This is a genomic window from Streptomyces sp. NPDC056734 (assembly GCF_042790455.1).
Classification (GTDB): Bacteria; Actinomycetota; Actinomycetes; order Streptomycetales; family Streptomycetaceae; genus Streptomyces.
Genome location: NZ_JBHTZD010000034.1, coordinates 61578 through 78914, shown reverse-complemented (window position 1 = coordinate 78914; position 17337 = coordinate 61578). Strand labels below are relative to the sequence as shown.

17 protein-coding genes and 2 tRNA genes are annotated in these 17337 nt (G+C 71.9%); 13 read left to right on the top strand and 6 right to left on the bottom strand.

Features of this window, described 5'->3' with window-relative positions; all coding sequences use genetic code 11:
- The first annotated feature begins 234 nt into the window (after positions 1–234).
- The 3 genes from ACFRFC_RS35085 (at position 235) to ACFRFC_RS35075 (ending at position 3038) form a co-directional block, all read left to right on the top strand.
- Positions 235–1293, top strand: coding sequence for a chorismate-binding protein (locus tag ACFRFC_RS35085; RefSeq protein ID WP_382687668.1), 1059 nt, complete (start codon positions 235–237; stop codon positions 1291–1293).
- A gap of 6 nt (positions 1294–1299) precedes the next feature.
- Positions 1300–2121, top strand: a complete 822-nt coding sequence (locus tag ACFRFC_RS35080; protein WP_382687666.1) for an aminotransferase class IV — start codon at positions 1300–1302, stop codon at positions 2119–2121.
- A gap of 95 nt (positions 2122–2216) precedes the next feature.
- On the top strand, positions 2217–3038 hold the full coding sequence (locus ACFRFC_RS35075; RefSeq protein WP_382687950.1) for a GNAT family N-acetyltransferase: 822 nt from the start codon (positions 2217–2219) through the stop codon (positions 3036–3038).
- A gap of 76 nt (positions 3039–3114) precedes the next feature.
- Here ACFRFC_RS35075 and ACFRFC_RS35070 read toward each other — a convergent pair whose 3' ends face one another.
- Positions 3115–3654, bottom strand: coding sequence for a DsbA family protein (locus tag ACFRFC_RS35070; protein ID WP_382687663.1), 540 nt, complete (start codon positions 3652–3654; stop codon positions 3115–3117).
- A gap of 355 nt (positions 3655–4009) precedes the next feature.
- Between ACFRFC_RS35070 and ACFRFC_RS35065 the strand changes: the two genes are divergently transcribed.
- Positions 4010–4450 (top strand): hypothetical protein, encoded by a 441-nt coding sequence (locus tag ACFRFC_RS35065; protein ID WP_382687660.1) that lies wholly within the window; start codon positions 4010–4012, stop codon positions 4448–4450.
- Between the two features lie 174 nt (positions 4451–4624).
- The gene (locus ACFRFC_RS35060; protein ID WP_362753758.1) at positions 4625–4777 is read left to right on the top strand and encodes a hypothetical protein; all 153 of its coding nucleotides are present in this window, start codon (positions 4625–4627) and stop codon (positions 4775–4777) included.
- Between the two features lie 213 nt (positions 4778–4990).
- On the opposite strand, the gene ACFRFC_RS35055 is transcribed toward ACFRFC_RS35060, so the two are convergent.
- Both ACFRFC_RS35055 and ACFRFC_RS35050 read right to left on the bottom strand, forming a co-directional pair.
- Complete coding sequence (locus ACFRFC_RS35055; RefSeq protein WP_382687656.1) at positions 4991–5551, bottom strand: CGNR zinc finger domain-containing protein; 561 nt, start codon at positions 5549–5551, stop codon at positions 4991–4993.
- 335 nt (positions 5552–5886) lie between these two features.
- The gene (locus tag ACFRFC_RS35050) at positions 5887–6300 is read right to left on the bottom strand and encodes an SsgA family sporulation/cell division regulator (protein ID WP_004002642.1); all 414 of its coding nucleotides are present in this window, start codon (positions 6298–6300) and stop codon (positions 5887–5889) included.
- A gap of 191 nt (positions 6301–6491) precedes the next feature.
- On the opposite strand from ACFRFC_RS35050, the gene ACFRFC_RS35045 reads away from it, so the two are divergent.
- Positions 6492–6944 (top strand): TIGR02611 family protein, encoded by a 453-nt coding sequence (locus tag ACFRFC_RS35045; RefSeq protein WP_382687653.1) that lies wholly within the window; start codon positions 6492–6494, stop codon positions 6942–6944.
- Between the two features lie 78 nt (positions 6945–7022).
- A tRNA-Val gene (locus ACFRFC_RS35040) sits at positions 7023–7094 on the top strand.
- A gap of 497 nt (positions 7095–7591) precedes the next feature.
- On the opposite strand, the gene ACFRFC_RS35035 is transcribed toward ACFRFC_RS35040, so the two are convergent.
- Positions 7592–10033 (bottom strand): SCO7613 C-terminal domain-containing membrane protein, encoded by a 2442-nt coding sequence (locus tag ACFRFC_RS35035; RefSeq protein ID WP_382687651.1) that lies wholly within the window; start codon positions 10031–10033, stop codon positions 7592–7594.
- A 97-nt stretch (positions 10034–10130) separates the two neighbouring features.
- Between ACFRFC_RS35035 and ACFRFC_RS35030 the strand changes: the two genes are divergently transcribed.
- Together ACFRFC_RS35030 and ACFRFC_RS35025 are read left to right on the top strand one after the other, a co-directional pair.
- On the top strand, positions 10131–10577 hold the full coding sequence (locus ACFRFC_RS35030) for an SRPBCC family protein (protein ID WP_382687648.1): 447 nt from the start codon (positions 10131–10133) through the stop codon (positions 10575–10577).
- A gap of 77 nt (positions 10578–10654) precedes the next feature.
- Positions 10655–10726 (top strand) — tRNA-Val (locus ACFRFC_RS35025).
- 102 nt (positions 10727–10828) lie between these two features.
- Here the strand turns inward: ACFRFC_RS35025 and ACFRFC_RS35020 are convergent.
- Positions 10829–11554, bottom strand: coding sequence for a 3'-5' exonuclease (locus ACFRFC_RS35020; RefSeq protein WP_382687646.1), 726 nt, complete (start codon positions 11552–11554; stop codon positions 10829–10831).
- A gap of 206 nt (positions 11555–11760) precedes the next feature.
- Here ACFRFC_RS35020 and ACFRFC_RS35015 point away from each other — a divergent pair, with 206 nt between their 5' ends.
- The 3 genes from ACFRFC_RS35015 to thrS all read left to right on the top strand — a co-directional run bounded on the left by ACFRFC_RS35015 (position 11761) and on the right by thrS (position 15660).
- Positions 11761–12327 carry a DUF4365 domain-containing protein gene (locus ACFRFC_RS35015; protein WP_382687643.1) on the top strand — a complete coding sequence of 189 codons (567 nt, stop codon included), beginning with the start codon at positions 11761–11763 and terminating at the stop codon, positions 12325–12327.
- On the top strand, positions 12324–13544 hold the full coding sequence (locus tag ACFRFC_RS35010) for a hypothetical protein (RefSeq protein WP_382687640.1): 1221 nt from the start codon (positions 12324–12326) through the stop codon (positions 13542–13544). Before ACFRFC_RS35015 ends, ACFRFC_RS35010 begins: the two co-directional genes overlap by 4 nt.
- Before the next feature lie 139 nt (positions 13545–13683).
- Positions 13684–15660, top strand: coding sequence for a threonine--tRNA ligase (gene thrS, locus ACFRFC_RS35005; protein WP_382687638.1), 1977 nt, complete (start codon positions 13684–13686; stop codon positions 15658–15660).
- 36 nt (positions 15661–15696) lie between these two features.
- Here the strand turns inward: thrS and ACFRFC_RS35000 are convergent, their stop codons facing one another.
- The gene (locus ACFRFC_RS35000; RefSeq protein WP_382687635.1) at positions 15697–16359 is read right to left on the bottom strand and encodes a potassium channel family protein; all 663 of its coding nucleotides are present in this window, start codon (positions 16357–16359) and stop codon (positions 15697–15699) included.
- Between the two features lie 84 nt (positions 16360–16443).
- Here ACFRFC_RS35000 and ACFRFC_RS34995 point away from each other — a divergent pair, with 84 nt between their 5' ends.
- On the top strand, positions 16444–17007 hold the full coding sequence (locus ACFRFC_RS34995; RefSeq protein WP_382687634.1) for an HIT family protein: 564 nt from the start codon (positions 16444–16446) through the stop codon (positions 17005–17007).
- The last annotated feature ends 330 nt before the right edge of the window (positions 17008–17337 follow it).

The following is a 17337-nucleotide window of genomic DNA, read 5'->3' as shown; positions in this document are numbered from 1 at the left end:
AACTCGCGACCTCAACCTTGGCAAGGTTGCGCTCTACCAACTGAGCTACGTCCGCCTGTCGGTTCGGCTCGCTTGCGCGTGCCGGGCGACGTGTTGAACTCTAGCGGATTCCCGGTCCAGTACAAAAACGCGTTTGTGCAGCGTGCTGCCCTGCGCCCGGCCGCCGACCGGCCGCGACCACCCGGAAGGACACGCCAGGGCCACCGCCAGGACACCCACCCTAGACTCGACAGCGTGCTCGACCTGTCTCCTCTCGCCCGCTTCGGCGACCGTATCGCCACCGGTCTGCTGGATGTGACCAGCGATCCCGCCGCCCTGGACTCCACCGGGTTCTGGGCGGTCAGCACCGACTTCGAGGGCCGGCTGACCTGCGCCCGCTTCGCCGAGGTACGGCAGAGCGCGGTGCCCGCGCCCGTGCCCGGCGCCTGGCGGGGCCCGGCCGTCGGTGACTGGACGACGTCGCTCGACCGCGCCGCGTACACCGCGGGCGTGGAGCGGATCCGCGCGTACATAGCGGCCGGGGAGGTCTATCAGGCCAACCTCTGCCGGGTGCTGTCCGCCCCCCTGCCGCCCGGCGCCGACGTGGACGCACTGACCGCGCTGCTCGCCCGCGGCAACCCGGCACCGTATGCCGGAACGATTCGTCTGCCCCGGTACGGCGTGGAGACAGCCACCGCCTCGCCCGAACTGTTCCTGCGGCGGGACGGGCGGGTCGTGGAGTCCGGGCCGATCAAGGGGACCGGGCGGACCGAGGCGGATCTGCTGGAGAAGGACTACGCCGAGAACGTGATGATCGTGGACCTGGTCCGCAACGACCTGGGCCGGGTGTGCGCCACCGGGAGCGTCACCGTCCCCGATCTCTGCGCGGTCGAGAAGCATCCGGGGCTGGTGCATCTCGTGTCGACGGTCCGCGGTGAGCTGTGCGAGGGCGCCGGCTGGCCGGAGCTGCTCGCCGCCGCCTTCCCGCCCGGCTCCGTCACCGGCGCCCCCAAGTCCAGCGCGCTGCGGATCATCGAGGAGCTGGAGACCGTACCGCGCGGGCCGTACTGCGGGGGCATCGGCTGGGTCGACGCCGATCGCGGGGTGGGGGAGCTGGCCGTCGGCATCCGCACGTTCTGGATCGACCGGGACGCCGGGCGGCTGCGGTTCGGCACGGGCGCGGGGATCACCTGGGGGTCGGACCCCGAGGGGGAGTGGCGGGAGACCGAGCTGAAGGCGGCCCGGCTGCTCGCGGTAGCGTCGGGGGCGTATGAACATGAAGGGGACGGCCCCGGGAATCTTCAGGCGAGGTAGGCACCAGTGAAGCTTTGGCTCGACGGCGGATTGCAGGACGTCGACTCCGCCCGCGTGTCCGTCTTCGACCACGGGCTGACCGTGGGCGACGGCATCTTCGAGACGGTGAAGGCGATCGACGGCACGCCGTTCGCGCTCACCCGCCACCTGGACCGGCTCACGCTCTCCGCGCGCGGCCTCGGCCTGCCCGCCCCCGACCACGGCGAGGTGCGCCGGGCCTGCGCCGCCGTCCTGGCCGCCAACCCCATGCCGCTCGGCCGGCTGCGGATCACCTACACCGGCGGTCACGGCCCGCTCGGCTCCGACCGGGGCACCCACGGCCCGACCCTCGTCGTCGCCCTCGGCGAGACCACCCGCCGCCCCGACTCCACCACCGTGATCACCGTGCCCTGGACCCGCAACGAGCGGGGCGCGCTCACCGGGCTCAAGACCACCTCGTACGCCGAGAATGTCGTCGCGCTGGCCCGCGCCCATGAACAGGGGGCGAGCGAGGCGCTGTTCGGGAACACGGTCGGGCGGTTGTGCGAGGGGACGGGGTCCAATGTCTTCGTCGTGCTCGACGGCGAGATCCACACCCCGCCGCTGGCCTCCGGCTGCCTCGCGGGCATCACGCGCGCGCTGACCGTCGAGTGGACCGGCGCCCACGAGACGGAGCTGCCGCTGGACGTCCTGGAGCGGGGCGAGGAGATCTTCCTCACCTCCACCCTGCGGGACGTCCAGGCCGTGCACCGCGTCGACGGCCGGGAACTGCCCGGCGTCGCGGGCCCGGTGACCGCCAAGGCCGTACGGAGCTTCGCCGAGCGGTCCGGGCACGACCTCGACCCCTGACCGGCGGCGCAGCGGGGCGGTGGGACGGCACGGGGTCCGGCGGGTACCGGAAAATCGGTCCGGGCAGACCCGTGCCGGCGGGTAGAACATCCATGATGACCACCACCCTGCGGCCGATCGAGCCGCTTCAGCGCGAGGCCGACGGGACGCTCTCCCGCCACTTCCAGGTGTGCGTGAACAGCCGTCCCGTCGGCGCGATCCACCTCACCACCCACGCCGTCTTCGGCCCGGACGTCGCCGTGATCCAGGCCCTGCGCATCGAGGAGCCCGACCGCAGGCGCGGACGCGGCACCGTCGCCGCGCTGGCCGCCGAGGAGGTGGCCCGTGGCTGGGGCAGCCGCCGGATCGAGATCGCCGTACCCGCCGACGGGCCCGCGCTGCGGATGGTGACCGCCCTGGGATACGTCGTCCGCAACCGGATCATGGCCAAGGAACTCGGCACCACCGCCCCCGCCCTGCCGCCCGGCAGCGGCGGTCGCCCCATGACCGACGCCGAGTTCGACGCCTGGTACGCCAAGGCGCTCGTCTCCTACACCCGCAACTGGACCGAGCGCGGCGTCCCCGAGGACCAGGCCGCCGCCAAGTCCCGCCGCGACCACGAGACGCTCCTCCCCGAAGGACGGGCCACCGAGAACGTCCTGCTCAGCGTCCTGGAACACGAGGGCACCCCCGTCGGCACCCTGTGGCTGGCCCTGCGCAAGGACAGGGCGTACGTGTACGACATCGAGGCCGACCCGGCGTACCGCGGGCGCGGACACGGCCGTTCCCTGATGCTGCTGGCCGAGTCCCAGAGCGTGGCGGCCGGGAAGCAGCTCATCGGCCTCAACGTCTTCGCCGGGAACACGCCCGCGGAGCGGCTGTACGCGTCCCTGGGCTATGTGCCGACCCAGTACTGCCTGTTCAAGCCCCTGCTCTGACCTTTCCTCTGCCCCTTGCCCTGACCTTTGCTCCGGCCCGCGTTCCCGTGTTCCGGCCCGTGCGCCGAGGCGGCTGTCAGCTCTGGTCGGCCAGCAGGCGGTCGGTGATCTCCTCGATGCGCTCGCGCAGGCCGGCCTGGCTCTTGCCGCCGTCGAGCCGCGTCCCGTCGATGACGTACGTGGGGGTGCCGCTCACGCCGATCGCCTTGCCCTCGGCCTGGTCGGCGTCGACGGCCAGGATGTGCCGGCCGTCGATCAGCGCGGTGTCGAACTCCTCCGCGTCCAGCCCCAGTTCCTTGGCCACCGCGACCAGGAAGGGTTCTCCCTTACGGCTCAGCTCCGCCACCCGCCCCAGCACGGCCTCGACGTACGGCCAGCCCTGTCCCTGCTCGCTCGCCTCCTCCACGGCCTGCGCGGCGGCGAAGGAATGCTTGTGCTTCTCCAGCGGGAAGTGCCGCAGCCGCACCTCCAGCCGGTCGCCATAGCGGGCGCGCAGGGTACGGACGTCGTCCAGGGCGGTACGGCAGTCCGGGCACTGGAACTCGAACCAGACGTCGAGGACGGCGGGTGCGGCGGGTGCGGAGGGCGTTGCGGGGGCGGGGGAGGAGTCGCTCATGGGGTCAGTGTCCCAGCCGGGCGCCGGGCGACCGAATCCGGCGGCGGGGACCTGACCGTCTTCGGGGACCTGACCGTCTTCGGGGGCCGGTCCGCCGATCTGTCCGTCTCTGTGTCCCGTGGGCTGTCCGCCCCTGTCCGCCCCTGTCCGTTCCCCGGCTCGTCCACCGGTCCCTGGGGCGGCCCGCACCAGCTCCCCTCTGGCGACCAGGACCGGCCCGTAGCGCGACCTCCGGAGGAGATCCAACCCGGAGATGTCCCTGATGTCCCGCTGGGGCATGGCCCGGGAGGGAGGGGACGGTGCAGGATGGAAGGGACGAACCAATCCGATCGACTCGGCCTGCCTGGAGGACCGGATGATTGCCGAGACCGTCTGTTCCGCCGTCTCCGTGGCCGGCCTCGGCATCGCCGCGGTCACGGCGTACCGCAAGCGTTTCCTGTCCGCCGCCCGGATCGCCGCCTACTCGCTGGTGCCGATCGGCCTGGTGATGACCGGCGTCGTGCAATGGGCGGCCGACACGGCGTTCAGTCCGACGGCCTGGGCCGGTATCGGTGTGCTCGGCGCCGCCTGGGCGCTGTTCGCGACCACCCGCGCGGTGGAGCGCCGCCGCGGCGGCACCCGCAAGCAGCGCAAGGCCGCCGCCGCGGCCCAGCCCGACGCCGTCGCCCCGCGGGCCTCCGCCCCTTCCCTGGGCCCCACGACCCGCCCGGCCGCCCGCCCGAAGAACGCGTCCCGGACCGACGGCTCGGAGGACTTCAGCGACATCGAGGCGATCTTGAAGAAGCACGGGATCTGACCCACCGGACACCGGGACACGAGGCCCCGGCCCTGATCGGAGAGGGTGCGTCACCCTCCGTACCCGCCCCATAACCCCCCGGCACCCTCCTTGTCACGGGTTCCGGCGAACTACCCCTCTCCCCGGGCGTGTTGGGTGTGTCAAGGGTGCCTATTGCGCCATCATCGGCGCGAGATGCTGGACACGACACAGAGCGAGGCCGCGCCACCTCAGGACGAGCCGCGCGGGTGCCTCTTCGCCCTTTCCCAGCCACCGCTGATGATCTTCCTGACGGTGATCGGGTGTCTGTTCCTCATGGCTGCGCTGCACGACCTGCTGTTGCTATGAGCCGTACCCGTGGTCCTCGGCGTCACCCGCCGGGGGCCGCGAGAGGCGCATGTCCCGAACCGGGCCGCGAGAACGATCTCCGGACGGCGGCCCGGCGGTCACCGTCCGCAGTCGGGCAAAGATCCAGCGCTCTGCCGGGACGAGGCGCGAGTGTCGTATCTCGGCCAGATTCGCTTGGCGAGATTTTTACCGGCCGGTCCGGCCCGGCAGTGCTCAGCCCGTCGCTTCCCGTCGTCGCGCCCGGTACGCGGCCACATGCAGCCGGTTACCGCAGGTGCGGCTGTCGCAGTAGCGGCGGGAGCGGTTGCGGGAGAGATCGACGAAGGCGTGCCGGCAGTCCGGGGCCTCGCAGCGGCGCAGCCGCTCCTGCTCCCCGGCGACCACGAAGAAGGCCAGCGCCATCCCGCAGTCCGCCGCGAGATGGTCGGCGATGGAGGCGCCGGGCGCGAAATAGTGCACATGCCAGTCGTAGCCGTCGTGGTCGGTGAGGCGGGGCGTGGTGCCCGCGGCGGCGATCAGCTCATTGATCATTCCGGCGGCGGACCGGGACTCCGGGACGTTGAAGATCGTGGCGAAACGGCCGCGGATCTTGCGGACCGCGGCGAGATCGAACTCCGACAGCACACCGACATCGCTGATCTTGTGGTTCCGTACGAACACTTCGAGTGCGGCGACATCCGCCAGTCCGTCCGGGCTCTCGTCGTCCTCCGGGGCGGTGTTCACCAGATCCACCACGGAGTCGAGGGCGCACCGGGTGTCGTGGGTGATCAGCACGTTTCGCTCCCTGGCCTGGGGTCGGGCGGACGCCCGCCGATGCTGGCCGATCGTAGTGGCTCCGGGGCCGAAGGCCAGCGGCTTCGGAGGCACCCACGGCTTGGCGTGACAACGCCTCGCAGCCGCCAGGCGTTCCCCGCCCCCGCCGGCCGGCGCCGGTACGGCGGGAACACGCGGGAACGCGCGGGAACACGCACAGTGAACCGGCGCCGACCCCGCGGAGAACCGCGGCGGCGACGCCGGTGTGTGCCCTATGCGATTGTCCTGGCGGTTGTTTTGGCCCGAGCCGTCTCCCCGAGTTGGACGGCGCCGGGCGGCTCTATGAGTGCCTCGCCCTAGCTTTCCGCCAGGATGTGCGACAGCTCTTGATCCAGATCGAAGTGCCGGTGTTCCGTGCCGGGTGGCACGGCGGCGTCGGTTCGCTTCAGGAACGACTCCAGGGCCCTCGCCGGGGCTTCGAGCAGGGCCTCCCCCTCCGGGGAGCTGAGGGCGATGCAGACGACGCCCTGACCGTGACTACGGGAGGGCCAGACGCGGACGTCGCCGGTGCCGGTGGGCCGGTGCAGCCCCTCGGCGAGGAGGTCGCGGGCGAACACCCACTCGACGGTTTCCTCGGCTCCGGTGTGGAAGGTGGCGTGCACGGCGTAGGGGTCGGCCGTGTCGTACCGCAGGCCCGCGGGGACGGGCAGGGATGACTCGCTCGACACAACGAGGCGCAGGTGCAGCTCGCAGCTGACCGTGGTGTTCATAAGCGCCAGGGCCTTTCGCTCAGTGTGCGCTCGGGGATTCGCACGTCGGCGAAATCGACATGCCACCTACGGTGCCGTTGTAAACCCCTCTGGGTGTTTTGCCTGTCTTTACGTAACTCTTCCGGCCGAGAACCTCTTGGTGGGGTACGACCATTCCGGTGACAGGATTCGCTCAGGTAAGGTCTAGCTGTATGAATACGGGGCGTGACGAGCCCGGCGAGGTCGCCGTGGCCGCTGACAACATCGGTACGGACAGGGCGAAGGGCGAGCGGGCCCTCGGATCCAGGGCACCGGAATTCATCAAGGCGCGGCGGATGCTGCATGTGAGCTGGCAGGTCGGCGTCTTCGTGGTCGGCCTCGCCGTGGTGGTCGCCGGCATCATCATGCTGCCGCTGCCGGGACCAGGCTGGGTCGTGATCTTCGGCGGCATGGCGATCTGGGCGACCGAGTTCGTCTGGGCCCAGCTGGTGCTGCGCTGGACCAAGCGGAAAGTGACCGAGGCCGCACAGCGTGCCCTCGACCCCAAGGTCAGGCGCCGCAACATCATCCTCACCGCCATCGGCCTCGTGATCATCGGCGTGCTGTGCGGGATCTACCTCTGGCAGTTCGGCTTCGTGATGCCCTGGAGCATCAAGAACCAGTGACCGGCGCAGAGCGGCGCGGGGCCTCCCGGCGGGATGCACGGGCACCGTCTGACATGGGGTAATGTTCTTCCTGCGCCCGGGCGATTAGCTCAGTGGGAGAGCGCTTCGTTCACACCGAAGAGGTCACTGGTTCGAACCCAGTATCGCCCACCCGGACCGACGGCCCGTCTGCGAGATGCAGACGGGCCGTCGGCGTATTTGTTCCGGGCGATCCGGGAGCGGATGTCCGCGCGGCGACGGGATGATGACGGACCGTTACTTGATCAGCGGTCCGGCCACCGCGTCCGGCTCTTATCCTCCATTTAGGAAGAAGCGCCCGGAGGAGCCCGGCCTCGGCACCCGAAGGAAATCCCCGGACGAATTCCAGAACTCCGCCCTAATTCTCCGAAGGGCGGCCTGTGCATATGCACGACCGCCCCGGGCCGGAACCTGTTGTTCGGGCCCGGGGCGGCAGGGTGCGATGCGCCAGGACCTAGGGCGTGTCTGACAATTCCCGCCTGCCCCGCGACGCCATGCACGCACTCTCGCCGCACCGGGCACAAGCCCACGTACAACCAGTACGAGGGCCCGTGCCCGGCACGCCGAGAGCACGCACCTGACCCCGCGGCGCCGCCCTCCGGGCGACGACGGGAATTGTCAGACACGCCCTAGTCCATCCTCCCCAGCACATCCCGCACCCTGCGCACATCCCGGAGCCGTCGCTCATAGGTCGCGCCCAGGGCGAGGAGCAGCAGGCCGGCGAGTGCGGGGGGCGCCCAGCGGGGGAGCAGGCCCGCCACCTGGACCAGATACGGGGCGAGTTCGTGCAGGCTGATGAGCAGCAGGACCGAGCCACCCAGCACCAGCGGGGCCAGGAGCCTGCTACGGGCGCCGACCAGGGTGATCACGAGCGCCGCCACCCCCAGCAGCAGCGGACGCTGCCAGTGCGGATCGTCCCAGGCGATCGCCAGGCTCGGCACCAGAGTGACGGCGAGTCCGGGACCGTACGCCACCCAGGACGACGTCCGGGGATCGCCGTGCCGCAGCAGCCGGCCGATCAGCAGCGCCGGGACGGTCACCGGCAGCGTGTACGCCTCCGGCATGTCCACCTCCCACGCCGCCAGCCGCACCCACGTCGCCACCACGAACAGGCCGGTCGCCACCCACCCCGCCGGGCGCCGCTCCGGACGCAGCGCGGTGCCCGAGGCGATCACCCCGCACAGCGCGATCACCAGGGCCAGCATCGGCAGATCGGTCACCGCGAGCCCGACCGCGACCAGCGCCGCCGCACCGCCCGCGATCTCCACGGCCACCTGCGTGCCGCCCCCGACGTGCGCCGCGCACACGGCCGCCGCCACGGACACCAGCAGCACCAGGAGCGCGATGTGCCCCGGCGCCCAGCCCAGCGAGGCACCCGACGCGCAGGCCAGTCCGGTCGCGTACGTCAGGGCGGCCACGGCCGCCACCGGCCTGAGGGCGCCGAGGTCGAAGAAGGCCAACCGGGCGGACAGGGCGGGCAGGGCGGCGAGGGCGGACAGGGTGAACAGAGCCGTCAGGAACGCCAGTACCGCGAGGGTCGCCGGTTCGGCGGCCAGCGCGAGCAGCGCGAGATCCGCCGAGGTGACCAGCGCCAGGACGGTCGGCCGGGTCCCCCGCAGCGCCAGCAGCCCCACCGTCATCGCGGCCAGCAGCAACAGGGCCGCCCCGTACGGCAGTCGTAGCGTGTGCGGCGCCAGCAGCAGCGTCGCCCACACCAGGCCGAGCGCGGCCTCCAGCGCCCGGGGCCGCCAGGTCGCGTCCCGGACCACGACGACCAGCAGCGCGGCCACCATGAGCAGCACCACCGGCGCCGTCACCACATCCGTCGGCCAGGGCACCTCGTCCCCCGGCAGCAGCTTCGCGCTCCCCGGAACGCCGTCCCACACCGACCCCAGCCAGCCGGCCGGACCCACCAGCGCCGCGGCGACCATCGGCAGCGCCCACAGCAGCGCCATGCCCTGCACACCCGCGGAGGCCCAGCCGAAGCCGTGCCGGATCGGCTGCGGGATCCGGCCCACCCGCAACGCCCCCAGCAGCGCCATGCCGAACACCAGATGCACCGGCACGCACCACGCCTGAGGCAGCAGCACACGCGGCACCCCGGCCACCGCCGGGACCGTCAGCAGTCCGCCGGTGACCGCCAGGCCGAGGGCGAGACCGGGAGCCGGGCTGCGCCACGCCGCGATCAGCGCGATCGACGCGGCGAGAAGAAGGAGCACCGCCGCACGGGCGGCGTCGCCCGGCCCGCCCGCCGTCCAGGACAGCCAGCCGGCCGCCAGCACGCCCCAGCCGCCCATCCCGTACGCACCCGTCGCGGCGACGACGCGGACGGTCAGGGCGCTGCACCGGAGCGCCACCACCGCGTCCAGCGCCGCCGTCACCAGCAGCGCGGTCGTGGCCCCGTAGGGCAGCGCGTCCACGGTCACCGCCCACAGCAGCAGCGGGAGTTGGGCCGCGCACACCGCCGCCGGGACCGGCAGCCGCAGCGCGCGCCCGGTCACCTTGGCCAGGCCCAGCCCGTACGCCGCCCAGCCCGCCGCCAGTACGGCGGAGACGACCGCCGCGTACCCGGTGCCGTCGGTGTCCGTGAACGCCACCTCGTGCAGTGCGTACGCGTCCAGGACCGTCAGCGCCAGGCCCAGGCCCGCCACCGACTCGGCCGTCGAACGCAGCCCCCGCTTCAACAGCGCCACCGGCACGACCAGCGCCGCCGCCGTGACCGCGCCCAGCACCACGGCCCGCCCCGCGATCCCCAGATCACCCCAGCTGACCAAGGTGAACGCCACGGCCGCGAGAGTGAGCAGCGCCCCGCCGAGCAGCAGAAGCAGATTCTGGACACCCGGCGTCGACGCCTCGGGGGCCGCCGCTGCCGGGCCGGACGGACGGGACCGCGGAGCCATGGGCGGCGCAGCCATGGGCGGCGGGGCCGCCGTCCGGGGCGATGGCGCCCCGTGCAACTGTGCGACCAGCCAGGCGCGACGCGCCAGCAGCTGGGTCCGGCGGCCGTCGAGCCAGGACAGCTCGGCGTCCAGGAGCCGCAACTCCTCGGCCGGTGGCGGGATCTGTGTCATGCCAGGGAGTGTGGCCGCCGTCACCTCACCCGGCATGAGCGCACCTACTCACCACGTACTCAGATCGCCCTTTCCACGCCTGGTGCAGACTCGTCGTATGGACTGGAGCCACTACCGCTTCCGCACCCTGTGGGCCCTGCCCGCACCGCCCGGAACCGTCTACGACGTGCTGGAACGCGCCGAGGACTATCCGCGATGGTGGCCCCAGATCCGCGCGATCGACCGGCTCGACGACACCTCGGGCCGCATCACGATCCGCTCGGTGCTCCCGTACGCCATGACCTTCACCGCGCGCGCGACGCGGCGCGACCGGGACGCCGGGGTGCTGGAGATCGGCCTGTCCGGGGACATCGAGGGCTGGGCACGCTGGACCGTCACCGCGCGGGGCGGCGGCACACTCGTCCGCTACGACCAGGAGGTGCAGGTGCACAAGCGGCTGCTGCGGCTGCTGGCCGTGCCGGGACGGCCGGTGTTCCGCGCCAACCACACCCTGATGATGCGCTCCGGGCGACGCGGACTGCTCGCCCGGCTCGCGGAGGGGTGAACAGATACGGGCGCGGGGGAGCGGCGGAAGTGGTTTGAAGGAAGCGGGCCGGGGCCTGTATGGTTCAGTGCGTTCCCGGGCGATTAGCTCAGTGGAAGAGCGCTTCGTTCACACCGAAGAGGTCACTGGTTCGAACCCAGTATCGCCCACCGGGAAAAGCCGGTCCGCCACAGCGGACCGGCTTTTTTGCTGTCCTCGTCCGTCTCCTCTCCGTGTGATCCTCTGCGTGAGGCCCCGTGCGAGGCTTCCGCTCAGGCCGCCGCCGGGAGGTCCGGGCGCAGTGGCCAGGCCGGGTCGACCGCCTCCTCGTTGCCGCTGCGCGCGAACCACGCCTGGAGGCCGCGCGCCTGCGCCGCGTGCCACACGGCTTGCAGGGTGTGCAGCTCCGCCGGGGACAACCGCTCCAGCCGGGCCGCGAACCGGCGCCCTATCGCCCGTACGACATCCAGCGACGCCTGGGCGTCCGCCGTCGCGTCGTGCGCGCCCTCCAGCGTGATCTCGTAGTGCGCGCACAGGGCGGTCAGGGTGCGGCGGCCCTTGCGGTAGCGGTCGAGATGCTTGTCGAGGACCCGCGGATCGAGCACCAGTAACGGGGTCGTCTCGAACCAGTGCGCGAGCGACGACGCCCGGTGGCGGCGCAGTTCGCGGTCCAGGAGGGTCAGATCGAACGGGGCGTTCATCACCACCAACGGGCGCCCCGCGGTGGCTTGTTCGGCCAGCGCCATCGCTATCTCCTGCATCACCGGCGCCGGCCAGCGGCCGTTACACGCCAGATGCTCCTCCGTCAGCCCGTGCACCGCCGTGGCGGCCTCGGGTACCGGTATGCCCGGATTGACCAGCCAGCGGCTCACCCGCGGCCGGGTCCCCGGACCGTCCTGGACGACGAGGGCGGCCGACACGATCCGGTCGGTCTCGACGTCCACACCTGTTGTCTCCGTGTCGAATGCCGCCAACGGCCCCTCGTACCAGTACGTCATACGCACACAACTCCTTGTTCACCCAAGGCAGCTGACGCACCGTCTTCTGCCCGTTTGGTGATACCCGGGCCGTTTGCGCACTACGCCGCCCGGAGACAACAGGAGTACAGGTCCGCGCAGTTCAGCGACCTTGCACCGACGCGCCGTCGCCTCGGGGACCTGTCGCGCGGCACACTCCCACTCTTTCCTCGGAAGGCTGTCCGGTCATGGCGATAGCGCAGCCCGAGCGGGGCGGGCTGCTGCCCGAACGCACGGGCCCCCATCGCGGTTCACTCGCCACCACCGCCTGCATGGAGACCTTGCAGGTGGGTTATCTCCACGCCGTCGCCGCGGCGGCCGGCTGCTCGCTCTCCCAGCCCTTCCCGGACAACGGCATCGACTGGCACGTCAGCCACAGCGCCCCCGGACACACGGTCGACGACGAGGTCACCATCAAGGTGCAGCTCAAGGCCACCTACCAGCTCCCGCCCGCCCCGCCCGGCCGCTCCTTCTCCTTCACCCTCGACAACGAGCACCTCACAAAGCTGGCCCGCACCCCGGTCTCGGTGCACAAGATCCTGGTCGTGATGATCGTGCCGCGCTCCCAGGACGACTGGCTGCGCGCCGGCCACGACCGGCTCGACCTGCGCCACTGCTGCTACTGGGTCAATCTCGCCGGACACCCGGTCACCGGCCGGCACCGGACCACCGTACGGATACCGACCGCCAGGATTTTCGACGACCGGGCGCTGTGCGAGATCATGACGCGCGTCGGAACGGGAGGCAGACCATGACCCACCGCCCGCTCGACGAACCCCTGACGCCCGTACGGCCCCACCCGGTCGACCCCGCCCGCCACCACCCGCCCCGGCCCGAGCAGATCGACCCGGCCGTGCTCGGCGCCCTGCTGCGCCGGCACGGCTGGCAGCGGTCGGGCGGCGCCGCCGGACGCTACGGCCGCTGGATCCCGCCCGGACCCGGCGGCCGGGGCACCAGCCTCCTCGTGCCCGAGAGCCGCGCCTTCCCCGACAGCGACGACCTGCTCGGCGAGGCACTGACCGCGCTCGCCCGCAGCACCGCGCCGTCCGCCCGGGAGGTGCTCGTCGGGCTCAGCGTGCCCAGCGACGAGATCAGCTGGTGGCGGGACGTGCCCGCAGGCCCGGCCGGGACCGCGCCCTGGACCGTGGAGGAGCAGTTGCGCGGCGCCGCCCGCCAGATCCTGCTCGCCGCCGCGCTCGCCACCCGCGCCCGGGCCGGGTACTACGGCAACCGGCACCGGCGGCCCGCCGCGGCCCTGCTCGAACCCGTCCTGGCCGGCTCCTCCGACGGGGGCCGCCGGTTCACCGCCTTCGTGCCCGTCGACACCGGCCGGGCCCTGTCCGAACGGCTCCACCAGGCCGTCTACGCCGTGCGCGAGGCCATCGACTACCAGCGGGCCACCGGTGGCATGGACGCCTTCGACGGCGCGGTCGGGGCGGGCGTCAGCCGCGAGCTGACCGAGGCGCTGATCGGGCTGGTCCGGGGCACCGAGGGCGCGCGGGTCGCCGTCGACTGGGCGCCCGCCGCCGGGGCGCCCGAGGGGGCGGTCGCGGCGGCCGAGGCCGTCGAGTTCTCGCCGGGCGACCTGCCCGTCCTGCGCGAGGCGGGCGCCCGCTATCTCCGCGCCGAGCCGTCCGTGCCGGTGCGGATCACCGGCACCGTGGTGCGGATGCGCAGGCCGGAGCCGCGCGGCGCGGGCACGGTACGGCTGCGGGTGCTCGCCGGGGCCGAGATCCCGCACGTCCGGCTCACCCTCGGCGAGGAGGACTACCGCATCGCCGGGCACGCCCACCTCGTCGGTCTGCCGATCCGGGTGCACGGACGGCTGGAGAGCCGGGGAGGGTTCCGGCGGCTGAGCGGGGCGGCCGGCGTCGTACCCGTACAGGTGGACGAGGAGGAGCGGGATCAGCTGATGAAGTCCTTGCAGGAGAACCTGGACTTCTTCGAGGAGGCGTGCAGCGGGGAGGACTGACCTGCCGGGCGCGGCGAGTGCGGTGGCGGGGCGGGCGTGACCGTTTCGCGGTGGGGCCCGGCGGCTCGGTAGGATCGCTGGGCATTGCCATGCCATGCCCTGCGCAGGAGTGCGGGCCCCCGTCAGTCAGGAGAGACCGGTGTCAGACGTCCGTGTGATCATCCAACGCGATTCCGAGCGGGAAGAGCGCACGGTGACGACGGGCACGACGGCCGCCGACCTCTTCACCGGCGAGCGCTCGATCATCGCCGCGCGGGTGGCCGGCGAGCTGAAGGATCTCGCCTACCAGGTGGCCGACGGCGACGCGGTCGAGCCGGTCGAGATCACCTCCGAGGACGGCCTGAACATCCTGCGCCACTCCACCGCGCACGTCATGGCGCAGGCCGTGCAGGAGCTGTTCCCCGAGGCCAAACTCGGCATCGGCCCGCCTGTCAAGGACGGCTTCTACTACGACTTCGACGTGGCGAAGCCGTTCACGCCCGAGGATCTCAAGGCCGTCGAGAAGAAGATGCAGGAGATCCAGAAGCGCGGGCAGCGGTTCTCGCGCCGGGTGGTGACCGACGAGGCCGCCCGCGAGGAACTGGCCGACGAGCCGTACAAGCTGGAGCTGATCGGCCTCAAGGGCGCGCCCTCCAGCGACGACGGCGCGGACGTCGAGGTCGGCGCCGGTGAGCTGACCATCTACGACAACCTGGACGCCAAGACCGGCGAGCTGTGCTGGAAGGACCTGTGCCGGGGCCCGCACCTGCCCTCCACCCGGCTGATCCCGGCGTTCAAGCTGATGCGCAACGCCGCCGCCTACTGGCGCGGCAGCGAGAAGAACCCGATGCTCCAGCGCATCTACGGCACCGCCTGGCCGTCCAAGGACGAGCTGAGGGCGTACCTCGACTTCCTCACCGAGGCCGAGAAGCGCGACCACCGCAAGCTGGGCAGCGAGCTGGACCTGTTCTCCATCCCGGAGCAGATCGGCTCCGGCCTCGCCGTCTTCCACCCCAAGGGCGGCATCATCCGCCGGGTCATGGAGGACTACTCGCGCCGCCGCCACGAGGAAGAGGGCTACGAGTTCGTCTACACCCCGCACGCCACCAAGGGGAAGCTCTTCGAGACCTCCGGGCACCTGGACTGGTACGCCGACGGCATGTACCCGCCCATGCAGCTCGACGAGGGCGTGGACTACTACCTCAAGCCCATGAACTGCCCGATGCACAACCTGATCTTCGACGCGCGCGGGCGGTCCTACCGGGAACTGCCGCTGCGGCTCTTCGAGTTCGGCACCGTGTACCGGTACGAGAAGTCGGGCGTCGTGCACGGTCTGACGCGGGCGCGCGGCTTCACCCAGGACGACGCGCACATCTACTGCACGCGTGAGCAGATGTCCGAGGAGCTGGACCGGACGCTGACCTTCGTGCTCGGGCTGCTGCGGGACTACGGGCTGACGGACTTCTATCTGGAGCTGTCCACCAAGGACCCGGAGAAGTTCGTCGGGTCCGACGAGGCGTGGGAGGAGGCGACCGAGACGCTGCGGGCGGTCGCCGAGAAGCAGGGGCTGCCGCTGGTGCCGGACCCGGGCGGGGCCGCGTTCTACGGGCCGAAGATCTCCGTGCAGACGCGCGATGCGATCGGCCGGACCTGGCAGATGTCGACCGTCCAGCTCGACTTCAATCTGCCCGAGCGGTTCGACCTGGAGTACACCTCCGCCGACGGCTCCAAACAGCGGCCGGTGATGATCCACCGCGCGCTGTTCGGGTCGATCGAGCGGTTCTTCGCGGTGCTCCTTGAGCACTACGCGGGGGCGTTCCCGGCGTGGCTGGCGCCGGTGCAGGCGATCGGCATCCCGATCGGGGACGCGCACGTCGAGTATCTGGAGGAGTTCGCCGCCGCCGCGAAGAAGAAGGGGCTGCGGGTGGAGGTCGACTCGTCGTCCGACCGGATGCAGAAGAAGATCCGCAACGCCCAGAAGGCCAAGGTGCCGTTCATGGTCATCGCGGGTGATGAGGACATGGCGGCCGGCGCGGTGTCCTTCCGGTACCGGGACGGTACGCAGGAGAACGGCATCCCCGTGGACGAGGCGATCGCGAAGATCGTGCGGGTCGTGGAGGAGCGCGCGCAGGTCTGACGTACCGCCACGACGTGAGCGGAGCCCCCGGGGAGGTCACCTCGCCGGGGGCTCCTGCTCGTCCGGGCGGGTGAACCGGTGGATCAGCCAGGACGAGAACGACCCGGTGACCGCCCCCAGCAGGGCCAGGCCGCACGCCATCATGCCGACCGCGATCAGCCGGCCGGTCGGTGTCACCGGCACGATGTCGCCGTAGCCGACCGTCGCGAGCGTCGAGCAGGCCCACCACACCGCGTCGCCGAAGGTCTGCATGGTCGCGCCAGGGGCGCCGCGTTCCTGCTGGTAGACGGCGAGGGCGCCCGCGAAACCGACCAGCACGGCGGCCAGCCCGGCGTAGACCATCACCCGGCCGTACAGCGGCAGCCGGGGCTTTCCGCGGCGGTGCTGGACGGTGTCGTAGAGCAGGACGACGCGCAGCGGGCGCAGCAGGGGCAGCAGCAGGGTCACGGTGTCCAGGAAGTGGGTGCGGACGAAGCCCCAGCGCCGTCCGGTGAGTCGCCAGCGGACCGCGTAGTCGAGGGCGAACAGCGCCCAGGTCGCCAGCAGCACCGCCAGGCACAGGTTCCGCCAGCCGGAGGCCAGGCCGGGGGCGAGCACAAGGATCGCGTACGCGGCGAGGAAGCACAGCGATGCCAGGGTGAGGGGCACCTCGGCGCGGTCCTCCCAGCGGGCCGGGGCGGTGCGGCGGAGGTCGTCCATCGGCCCAGCTTGGTCCCTCGCCGGGCCGGTCCCGCGACGGCTTTCCGGCCTCCCCGGCGACACGCCGCGAACGGGCGAAGCAATATGCTTCCTTGCATGACGAGTGAGCCGGAGCAGCAGATCGGGGTGGGGACACAGGACGCGTTCCAGCGTCTGTGGACGCCCCACCGGATGGCCTACATCCAGGGCGAGAACAAGCCGACCGGTCCGGAGGCCGGTGACGGCTGCCCGTTCTGCGCGATCCCGGCGAAATCCGACGAGGACGGGCTGATCGTCCAGCGGGGTGAGCGGGTGTACGCGGTGCTGAATCTGTACCCGTACAACGGGGGGCATCTGATGACCGTGCCCTACCGGCATGTCGCCGACTACACCGACCTCACCGTCGAGGAGACGGCGGAGCTGGCCGAGCTGACCAAGCAGGCGATGACGGCGCTGCGGACGGCGTCCGGGGCGCACGGCTTCAACATCGGGATGAACCAGGGGACGGTGGCGGGCGCCGGTATCGCCGCGCATCTGCACCAGCACATCGTGCCGCGCTGGGGCGGGGACACGAACTTCATGCCGGTGGTGGGGCATACGCGGGTGCTGCCGCAGCTGCTGGCGGACACACGGGCGATGCTGGCTCAGGCTTGGCCGGGCGGGGGCTGAGGGGACGGGTTTCCGGCTGGAGGCTGGGGGGGCTGGCTGAGGGGCTGGGGTGGGACGCTCTTTCGGCCGGGGCGGTGGGGGGACGCTCTTCCGGCCGAGGGCGGTGGGGGCGGCTCTGTGCGGCGGGCGGTGGATTCCGGCGCGTCCGGCGCGTCCGGCGCGTCGGGCATGCCCAGGGTGTTAGGCGCCAGGCGCGTCCCGCGCGTCCAGGGTATGAGGCGGTAGGCGCGTCCAGGTGCCGGCTCCGGGGAGTTCGCGGGCCACGCCCGTGTGGGCTCGAAGCGGGGTCCCGGAGATGGGGGTCCCGGGTGCCAGCGGGGTTGCGGGCCC

Excerpts from the sequence above, each read along its gene's own strand:
- ACFRFC_RS35075 (WP_382687950.1), top strand. The coding sequence starts at position 2,217 with ATGACCACCACCCTGCGGCCGATCGAGCCGCTTCAGCGCGAGGCCGAC.
- ACFRFC_RS35070 (WP_382687663.1), bottom strand. The coding sequence starts at position 3,654 with ATGAGCGACTCCTCCCCCGCCCCCGCAACGCCCTCCGCACCCGCCGCA.
- ACFRFC_RS35065 (WP_382687660.1), top strand. The coding sequence starts at position 4,010 with ATGATTGCCGAGACCGTCTGTTCCGCCGTCTCCGTGGCCGGCCTCGGC.
- ACFRFC_RS35060 (WP_362753758.1), top strand. The coding sequence starts at position 4,625 with ATGCTGGACACGACACAGAGCGAGGCCGCGCCACCTCAGGACGAGCCG.
- ACFRFC_RS35050 (WP_004002642.1), bottom strand. The coding sequence starts at position 6,300 with ATGAACACCACGGTCAGCTGCGAGCTGCACCTGCGCCTCGTTGTGTCG.
- ACFRFC_RS35045 (WP_382687653.1), top strand. The coding sequence starts at position 6,492 with ATGAATACGGGGCGTGACGAGCCCGGCGAGGTCGCCGTGGCCGCTGAC.
- ACFRFC_RS35035 (WP_382687651.1), bottom strand. The coding sequence starts at position 10,033 with ATGACACAGATCCCGCCACCGGCCGAGGAGTTGCGGCTCCTGGACGCC.
- ACFRFC_RS35030 (WP_382687648.1), top strand. The coding sequence starts at position 10,131 with ATGGACTGGAGCCACTACCGCTTCCGCACCCTGTGGGCCCTGCCCGCA.
- ACFRFC_RS35020 (WP_382687646.1), bottom strand. The coding sequence starts at position 11,554 with ATGACGTACTGGTACGAGGGGCCGTTGGCGGCATTCGACACGGAGACA.
- ACFRFC_RS35015 (WP_382687643.1), top strand. The coding sequence starts at position 11,761 with ATGGCGATAGCGCAGCCCGAGCGGGGCGGGCTGCTGCCCGAACGCACG.
- ACFRFC_RS35010 (WP_382687640.1), top strand. The coding sequence starts at position 12,324 with ATGACCCACCGCCCGCTCGACGAACCCCTGACGCCCGTACGGCCCCAC.
- ACFRFC_RS35000 (WP_382687635.1), bottom strand. The coding sequence starts at position 16,359 with ATGGACGACCTCCGCCGCACCGCCCCGGCCCGCTGGGAGGACCGCGCC.
- ACFRFC_RS34995 (WP_382687634.1), top strand. The coding sequence starts at position 16,444 with ATGCTTCCTTGCATGACGAGTGAGCCGGAGCAGCAGATCGGGGTGGGG.